This window comes from Pseudoalteromonas sp. SR45-5 (assembly GCF_014163565.1).
GTDB lineage: Bacteria > Pseudomonadota > Gammaproteobacteria > Enterobacterales > Alteromonadaceae > Pseudoalteromonas > Pseudoalteromonas distincta.
Map to the genome: position 1 here is coordinate 1 of NZ_JACJDN010000132.1, position 7,733 is coordinate 7,733.

At 41.6% G+C, this 7,733-nt stretch carries 9 protein-coding genes and 1 pseudogene; all 10 read right to left on the reverse strand.

Annotation, left to right across the window (positions count from 1 at the left end):
- Positions 1-197: 197 nt before the first annotated feature.
- A complete protein-coding gene (gene fdx, locus H5072_RS07125) occupies positions 198-536 on the reverse strand; it encodes an ISC system 2Fe-2S type ferredoxin (protein WP_002958430.1) in 339 nt (112 codons plus the stop codon).
- Positions 537-547: 11 nt separating this feature from the next.
- Entirely contained in the window at positions 548-2,410 is a 1,863-nt protein-coding gene (gene hscA / locus H5072_RS07130) for a Fe-S protein assembly chaperone HscA (protein ID WP_182693120.1), read from the reverse strand.
- Positions 2,411-2,451: 41 nt separating this feature from the next.
- Positions 2,452-2,979 carry a co-chaperone HscB gene (gene hscB / locus H5072_RS07135; RefSeq protein WP_002958428.1) on the reverse strand — a complete coding sequence of 176 codons (528 nt, stop codon included), beginning with the start codon at positions 2,977-2,979 and terminating at the stop codon, positions 2,452-2,454.
- An 82-nt stretch (positions 2,980-3,061) separates the two neighbouring features.
- Entirely contained in the window at positions 3,062-3,385 is a 324-nt protein-coding gene (gene iscA, locus H5072_RS07140) for an iron-sulfur cluster assembly protein IscA (RefSeq protein ID WP_002958427.1), read from the reverse strand.
- A gap of 12 nt (positions 3,386-3,397) precedes the next feature.
- Positions 3,398-3,781: a Fe-S cluster assembly scaffold IscU gene (iscU, locus tag H5072_RS07145; RefSeq protein ID WP_002958426.1), complete on the reverse strand. Its 384-nt coding sequence runs from the start codon at positions 3,779-3,781 to the stop codon at positions 3,398-3,400.
- A 41-nt stretch (positions 3,782-3,822) separates the two neighbouring features.
- Positions 3,823-5,040: an IscS subfamily cysteine desulfurase gene (locus tag H5072_RS07150; RefSeq protein WP_002958425.1), complete on the reverse strand. Its 1,218-nt coding sequence runs from the start codon at positions 5,038-5,040 to the stop codon at positions 3,823-3,825.
- Between the two features lie 24 nt (positions 5,041-5,064).
- Positions 5,065-5,556 (reverse strand): Fe-S cluster assembly transcriptional regulator IscR, encoded by a 492-nt coding sequence (iscR, locus tag H5072_RS07155; protein WP_002958424.1) that lies wholly within the window; start codon positions 5,554-5,556, stop codon positions 5,065-5,067.
- Positions 5,557-5,793: 237 nt separating this feature from the next.
- Positions 5,794-6,519, reverse strand: a complete 726-nt coding sequence (gene trmJ / locus H5072_RS07160; protein WP_002958423.1) for a tRNA (cytosine(32)/uridine(32)-2'-O)-methyltransferase TrmJ — start codon at positions 6,517-6,519, stop codon at positions 5,794-5,796.
- 157 nt (positions 6,520-6,676) lie between these two features.
- Positions 6,677-7,432: a class I SAM-dependent methyltransferase gene (locus H5072_RS07165; RefSeq protein ID WP_182693121.1), complete on the reverse strand. Its 756-nt coding sequence runs from the start codon at positions 7,430-7,432 to the stop codon at positions 6,677-6,679.
- Between the two features lie 57 nt (positions 7,433-7,489).
- Positions 7,490-7,733, reverse strand: a pseudogene (locus H5072_RS07170) (response regulator); the annotation flags it as partial.

The window sequence follows — 7,733 nt, forward strand, 5'->3', positions numbered from 1 at the left end:
CCAAGGCTAACATTTTAGGATCTTTGCTCACGTGAGAAGCGCAGCTTCTATATTTATAACCTAGAGTTAAAACACATAACGCCAGCAAGCTTTGCGTCTACAAAATAACATACGAGCTTTGCTTGTCACGCCTACAATTCACAAACAAAAAAGCCGCTGTATCAAACAGCGGCTTTTAATATATACATCGTTAAAAACTAGTGCTCTTCATTAACGATATTGAGATTGTACTTAGGTATTTCAACCACTAGGTCTTCATCTCTTATAATTGCTTGGCAACCAAGGCGTGACTCAGGCTCTAAGCCCCATGCTTTATCTAGCATGTCGTCTTCTAGCTCATCACTTTCTTCAAGTGAGTCAAATCCTTCACGAATCACTAAGTGACACGTAGTACATGCACAAGACTTTTCACAAGCATGCGCAATGCTAATACCATTTTTAAGCGCAGCGTCGAGTACCGTTTGACCTGTAGGAGCTTCAATTGCAGCGCCGTCAGGACATAATTCAGGATGTGGAAGAAAAACAATTTGTGGCATTCTAATCTCTCTTAAATGTTGTCTACTGACTGCCCTGTAAGGGCCTTTTTAATTGATGCATCCATTCTACGCGATGCAAAGTCGCTACTCGCATTATCGACTTTTTCGATAGCTGCTTTAATTTCGCCAGGCTCTTGTGCATTTTCGCGCACTTTTACCAGTTCTGCAATTTCAGCGCGTAAGTTAGCTAGTTGCATATCGTCAAGTAATGCACCATCGGCTTCAAGTGATGCGTTAAGCGCTTCTATTACGCGCAACGCTTCTACTTGTTGCTCTTTAAGCATACGCGCTTGCATGTCGCCTTTAGCGTTGCTCATTGATTCTTTTAGCATGTTAGCTACTTGGTCATCAGATAAACCAAACGAAGGCTTAACTTGAATCTCAGCTTGTACACCTGTTGATTTTTCCATAGCTGAAACACTTAATAGGCCATCAGCATCAACTTTAAAGGTTACACGAATATGCGCAGCGCCTGCCGCCATTGGTGGAATACCTTTTAAGCTAAACTTAGCAAGCGATCGACAATCATCAACAAGCTCACGCTCACCTTGCAGCACATGTAATGACATTGCTGTTTGACCGTCTTTAAACGTTGTAAATTCTTGTGCGCGTGCTACCGGAATCGTTGTATTACGCGGAATGATTTTTTCAACCAAACCACCCATCGTTTCAAGGCCTAGCGATAACGGTAATACATCAAGCAATAACATGTCAGAATCGGGCTTATTGCCAATTAACACGTCGGCTTGAAGCGCGGCACCTAAGGCTACAACACGATCAGGATCGATTGAAGTTAGCGGCTCTTTATCAAAAAAGCTTTGTACTTGGCTACGTACCAATGGCATACGGGTTGAACCGCCTACCATAATAACTTGCAGCACTTCTTCATTTTCAATGCCAGCATCTTTTACAGCACGACGACACGAGCGCAGCGTTTTTTTAATTAGTGGCATAGCCATTTCATCAAACGTTTCGCGCGTTACTTCAACGGTGTGTTTTTGATCGTCAAACTCAAGGCCCACGTTTACTTTAGCGTATTGGCTTAATGCTTCTTTACACGCTTTTGCTTTATTGATAAATAAACGTAAAACTGAAGGTGATAATGCTGACACACCTGTTTGCTGCTTAAAGTAATCAACAAGGAGCGAATCAAAGTCATCGCCGCCGAGGCTAGAGTCGCCACCGGTTGCCATTACTTCAAACACACCTTGGTGTAATCTAAGTACTGATATATCGAACGTACCACCGCCTAAATCATAAACAGCAATAATACCTTCTTGGCCAGAGTCTAAACCATAAGCGACTGCTGCTGCTGTTGGTTCATTTAATAAACGTAGTACGTTAATACCAGCAAGCTCTGCGGCATCTTTAGTACTTTGGCGCTGTGCGTCATCAAAGTACGCTGGTACTGTGATTACAGCCCCTAAAATTTCTTGGTTGCCAAAACTTTGCTCAGCTCGAGCTTTTAATGCAGCTAAAATATGGCTTGATGCTTTAATTGGACTAATTTTACCTGCCGCAGTTTCTATTGCTAGCGCACCATTGTGCTCACAAAATTCATACGGTAGTTGCCCATAACTTTGCTCTATTTCAGCCTGAGTTTTACCTAAAAAACGCTTAACCGAAATAAGTGTGTTAGCAGGGTCTTGCGTTGCTGCTTGTGCAGCTTCTGCGCCAACAGTAATACCGCCTGCTTGATAACGAACAACCGACGGTAACATAGCCGCGCCAAGATCATCAGTTAACGTTCGGGCTTCGCCGCTTTGCACTGTTGCAACTAATGAATTAGTTGTACCAAGGTCAATACCAATTGCTAGTTTATGTTCGTGTGGTGCCGCGCTTTGCCCCGGCTCAGCAATTTGCAATAATGCCATAATGCTCTTTAAACTCGTGTTGCTCGCTTTGCAGCAAGTAATTAATCGTCAAATAAACTGTCTTCGATACGCTCTAGTTCTTCACGTAACTTATAAACAAACTTCAGTTTACGAATATTATCTGCGGCAAGTTGATATTGCTGCTCATCGTTACTTGCTAATTGCTCAGCAAGTTGTGCACTGTATTGCGCGTTTAATTGCTTAATTTGTTTTTCAAAATTTGCAATGGCGGTATCAGGATCGCTAGCTGATGTTAGCTCTTCAAGTTCTTCGCGAAGTTCCATTTGCTGCATTAAAAACATTGGATCTTGCAAGGTTTGCTGCTCTGCACGAATATCAACGCCTAGCTCGCTCAACATATATTCAGCACGTTTTACTGGGTGCTTTAATGTTTGTAGCGCATCGTTAATTTCGGCGGTGCTTTGCACAGCCATCAACTTATCGCGGCTGCTCGCATTCGCGTGGCGATCGGGATGTACAGTGCGCTGTAATTCCAAGTAGTGCTTGTTAACCGTTGCTAAATCAATATTGTAATCAACGGGGACTGCAAATAATTCAAAGTAACGCATAACTTCAACCAATAATATTCAGAAATAACAAAGCCCTACATTAACTGGCAGGGCTTATTTATACTACAAAGATATTTAAAGCTTAAACGGTAAAGCTTTCGCCACAACCACACTCATCTGCTTGATTCGGGTTATTAAATTTAAACCCTTCATTTAAGCCTTCTTTAGTGTAGTCGAGCTCTGTGCCATCGATGTAAACTAAGCTTTTAGCGTCAACAATTAATGTGACACCTTTAGCCGCAAAAGTTTCATCGTCTTCGTTTAAATCGTCAACAAACTCAAGTACATAAGCAAGACCTGAACAGCCCGTCGTTTTAATGCCAACGCGCAGGCCTAAACCTTTACCGCGGTTTGCTAAAAATGATTGTACGCGGTTTGCTGCCGCATCTGTCAATGTCACTGCCATGAGTTTCTCTTCTTACTTCGCTTGTTTGCTTTTGTAGTCTGCAATTGCTGCTTGAATTGCGTCTTCGGCTAAAATTGAACAGTGAATTTTCACTGGTGGCAACTCAAGCTCTGCACTGATGTCAGTGTTTTTAATTGTCGCTGCTTCGTCTAGCGTTTTGCCTTTAACCCACTCTGTTACAAGTGAAGATGAAGCAATTGCGCTACCACAACCGTAGGTTTTGAATTTTGCATCTTCAATAACGCCAGTGGCAGATACTTTAATTTGCAGTTTCATTACGTCACCACATGCTGGTGCGCCTACCATACCCGTTGCCACTGACGGATCGTTCTTATCTAGAGTACCTACGTTACGTGGGTTTTCTACGTGGTCGATTACTTTATCACTATAAGCCATTATTCTATCCTCATTACCTGCTAGGGTATGTGCTCACACTATTAGTGGTGAGCCCATTCAACTGAATCTAAATCAATACCTTCTTGATGCATCTCCCAAAGTGGAGACATCTCACGTAGGCGACCGATAGAGTTTTTCATTAATTCGACGGTGTAATCAATCTCTTCTTCGGTAGTAAAGCGACCAATACTAAAACGAATTGAGCTATGTGCTAATTCGTCGTTACGGCCAAGTGCACGTAATACATAAGAAGGCTCTAAGCTTGCAGATGTACAGGCTGAACCTGACGATACTGCAATGTCTTTTACTGCCATAAGTAACGACTCACCTTCAACAAAGTTAAAGCTGATGTTTACAATACCCGGTACTGATTGGTCTTGTGTGCCGTTAAAGTATACTTCGTCCATATCAGCCATAATGCCGTCGATTAAACGATTACGTAAGGCGCTGATGTGTGCGTGATCTTTTTCGAAATCTTGCTTAGCAATTTTAAACGCAGTACCCATACCCACTAATTGGTGAGTTGCTAGTGTACCAGAGCGCATACCGCGTTCATGTCCGCCACCGTGCATTTGCGCTTCAAGGCGAGCACGTGGTTTACGACGAACGTAAAGTGCACCAACACCTTTAGGGCCATACACTTTATGTGCAGAGAACGACATAAAATCAACTTTAAGCTGTTGCACGTCGATTAATACTTTGCCCGCGCTTTGCGCTGCATCTACGTGGAACATAATTTTACGTTCGCGACACATTTCGCCAATAGTCGCGATATCTTGAATCACACCTAGCTCGTTATTAACGTGCATGATGCTTACAAGTACTGTGTCGTCACGCATTGTGTCGGCAAGTTTTTGTAAATCAAGTAGGCCGTTTTCTTCAACGTCCATGTAAGTTACTTCAAAACCTTGGCGCTCAAGCTCACGACATGTGTCGATTACAGCTTTATGCTCAGTTTTAGCGGTAATAACGTGCTTACCTTTTTTCTTGTAAAACTGTGCTGCACCTTTAATAGCAAGGTTATTTGATTCTGTTGCACCCGATGTGAAAACAATTTCACGTGGGTCTGCATTAATTAAATCAGCAATATCTGTACGCGCTTGGTCAACAGCTTCTTCTGCTTGCCAACCAAAACGGTGTGAGCGTGACGCAGGATTACCAAACTTACCGTCCATTGTCAGGCACTGCATCATTTCTTTAGCAACACGTTCATCAACAGGCGTGGTCGCTGCGTAATCTAAATAAATCGGTAACTTCATTTCTCTCTCCGCTGCAGGTCAACCTTAAAGTTGACAGCTTACTTGAATGTTTTCCAACTGCTTAATTGCATTATTGATACTGTTATCTTGGCGCGATGCTATTTCTTTCACATCTGATTTTTCCACCAATTCAGCAAGGGTAATATTATTCAAAAATTCTTCTATGCGTGCGCTTAAGTCTGACCACAAATTATGTGTTAAACAACGCATACCACTCTGACAGCCGGTATCGGCACCTTGGCAACGTGTTGCATCGACCGATTCGTCTACGGCGCTAATAATATCGCCAACAGAGATAACGCCCGCTTCACGCCCTAGTAAATAACCACCACCAGGTCCACGAACAGAACTTACTAGGCCATTTTTACGTAAACGAGCAAATAATTGTTCAAGGTAAGACAAAGAAATTTCTTGTCTTTGTGAAATATCAGCAAGGGCTACAGGACCTACACCTGTGTGTAGTGCAACATCCAGCATAGCTGTAACGGCATATCTGCCTTTTGATGTTAACTTCATAACGCCCCCTGCACAAAAGAGTGCAAATTTTAATTACCAGAGTAAATTAGTCAAGTATTATCACTTGATAAAAATTTGATTTATAAACTCTTACTTTTTAAATTGTAGAGTTAACAAACTTTCAATACTTGACCTCTTTGGTCAAGTATTACAACCATTGTAATTACCTGAGTATTTTAGTCAAGTATTAGCTAGTTATTTACCCATTGGTTTTTATAACTAATAGCTATACCTAAGTTACTTAGGGATAGACTTATTAATTGAAGTGAGAATACCGCGTAAAATATTCATTTCGGCATCTTCAGGGTGAGCTCGGTTAAATAAACGACGTAATTTAGTCATAACTAACCCAGGGTGCTGTTTGATAATAAAACCGGTTTTGAAAAGCGTCTCTTCAAGGTGCTCATAAAACAGTTCTGTTTGTTTTGAGCTTGGGTAAACTGCATCGTCTTCTTCAACCTTTTTAGGTTGTTGATTTAAAAACGCCATACGTGTTTCGTAACTAAGTGTTTGTACGGCCATAGCTAAATTAAGCGAGCTGTACTCTGGATTAGCAGGAATACATACGTGGTAATTACAAAGCTGTAATTCTTCATTAGTTAAGCCGCTGTTTTCACGACCAAATACTAGCGCTACAGGACCATTTACAGCTTCAGCAACGAGTTTTTCACCACATTCACGTGGTTCAACCATTGGCCACGAAAGCGTACGAGAACGCGCACTTGTGCCAATTGTTAATGTACAGTCAGCGATAGCTTCTTCAACAGTACCTACAATAACTGCATTGCCTAAAACATCAGTTGCGCCTGCAGCTAAAGCACTTGCTTGGCTGTCTATTTCACAAGCAGGATCAACTAAATAAAGTTTTGATAAACCCATGGTTTTCATGGCGCGAGCCGCCGAACCAATATTGCCCGAATGTGACGTGTTAACTAAAACAATGCGAATATCGTCTAAGATCATTACTGTGCTACTTTGCTATGCCAAAAAATTGCGCAAATTCTAACATGAAAATGTAATAAGATCCTAGATTCAAAAGGCTAGATCCTAAGATCCAAGCCAATATAACGATTCTTACATGGGTAAATTCTAGGGATATACCACCAATTTGTTTTGATGTTTAAACCATTGCCGCCTTTACATAAACATCAAAACGGTTCTTTTTGGTTTTAATTTGCATACTTGGGGTTTTTTCGTTTAAGAATGGCGCATAATCGGGGCGTTTTACAACGACACGCTTACTGGCAAGTGGATAGGCAAAATCAAGTAGGTCGTCTGCGTCGTTGTCTGCACCAACAAGCTCTTGAAATACACGCATTTCTTTTTTAACTAATGCTGATTTTTCGCGGTGCGGGAACATAGGATCTAAATAAACCACATCGGGCATGCTTTCACATTGCGATAGTAGGGTATGGCTTGAACCAAATATTAGGCTCATATTTTCTTTCATCCACAAACCAATTTCAATATCGCTATAGGCTCGCTTTAAGCCATCGTATAAAAGTGCAGCTACCACCGGATGACGTTCATGTAATATAACTTTGCACCCTAGCGAGGCAAGTACGAAGCCATCTCGCCCAATGCCTGCGGTAGCATCGAGTACAACAGGCGTTGCACCTTTATTTAAGCCAACCGCTTTGGCAATTGCTTGCCCTTTACCACCGCCAAACTTACGCCTATGGGCGGCAGCACCGGTTACAAAATCAACGTTAATTGCACCTAGTTTAGGCTCGTCGGTTTTAAATAGGCTTAACCCTTTATCGTCGTAATGTAAGCTAAAGCCACTGCAATTTTGCGCCCATTGGGCTAAACCAAAGCGTGTTTCTAATTCATTTAAATAAGGGCGTAACTCTTTAAAAGCACACTGAATAACCACAATAAACTCCGACGATAAAATACGCTTGTAGTATATCAACCGCTTTACTTTAAAGCACTAAAATAGCTCTATATCACTATGATGATTAGTATTAACCTTTACTGCTTCCGCTTTAGTACGTAAATTAGATATAAGTTCATTGCGGCTTTCGGCAACCTGTTTAAGCTGATATTTGATAAAGGCTAAATCACTATTAGCCGATACAAATAACTGCATTGTTTGATCTAATTGGGATATATATAAAGTGAGATCCGCGGGATTTGCTTGTGTTTGTTGTAGCTTAATGGCGCAGTCAAGTTCA

Excerpts from the sequence above, each read along its gene's own strand:
- fdx (WP_002958430.1), bottom strand. The coding sequence starts at position 536 with ATGCCACAAATTGTTTTTCTTCCACATCCTGAATTATGTCCTGACGGC.
- hscA (WP_182693120.1), bottom strand. The coding sequence starts at position 2,410 with ATGGCATTATTGCAAATTGCTGAGCCGGGGCAAAGCGCGGCACCACAC.
- hscB (WP_002958428.1), bottom strand. The coding sequence starts at position 2,979 with ATGCGTTACTTTGAATTATTTGCAGTCCCCGTTGATTACAATATTGAT.
- iscA (WP_002958427.1), bottom strand. The coding sequence starts at position 3,385 with ATGGCAGTGACATTGACAGATGCGGCAGCAAACCGCGTACAATCATTT.
- iscU (WP_002958426.1), bottom strand. The coding sequence starts at position 3,781 with ATGGCTTATAGTGATAAAGTAATCGACCACGTAGAAAACCCACGTAAC.
- H5072_RS07150 (WP_002958425.1), bottom strand. The coding sequence starts at position 5,040 with ATGAAGTTACCGATTTATTTAGATTACGCAGCGACCACGCCTGTTGAT.
- iscR (WP_002958424.1), bottom strand. The coding sequence starts at position 5,556 with ATGAAGTTAACATCAAAAGGCAGATATGCCGTTACAGCTATGCTGGAT.
- trmJ (WP_002958423.1), bottom strand. The coding sequence starts at position 6,519 with ATGATCTTAGACGATATTCGCATTGTTTTAGTTAACACGTCACATTCG.